The sequence below is a fragment of the Xenorhabdus kozodoii genome (assembly GCF_002632875.1).
Lineage (GTDB): Bacteria > Pseudomonadota > Gammaproteobacteria > Enterobacterales > Enterobacteriaceae > Xenorhabdus > Xenorhabdus kozodoii.
Window position 1 is genome coordinate 1 of record NZ_NJCX01000139.1, and the last position, 222, is coordinate 222.

The 222-nt window shown below is 56.8% G+C and carries 1 protein-coding gene; it reads right to left on the reverse strand.

Annotated elements, in window-relative coordinates; genetic code table 11:
• On the reverse strand, window positions 1–222 hold a 222-nt coding region (locus tag Xkoz_RS19475; protein ID WP_141554475.1), incomplete at both ends, for a hypothetical protein.

Below are 222 nucleotides of genomic sequence, written 5' to 3' on the forward strand. Positions count from 1 at the left end.
CCCCTGAACGCCCAACTGCACAAAGGCATCCAGTGTGGACTTCAATTTATCCAGCGCCTGCGTTCCCAACTGCGCAAAGACATCCAGCGGCGCGGTCAGTTTATCCAGCCCCTGAACGCCTAGCTGCACAAAGGCATCCAGTGTGGACTTCAATTTATCCAGCGCCTGAGTCCCCAACTGCGCAAAGACATCCAGCGGCGCGGTCAGTTTATCCAACCCCTG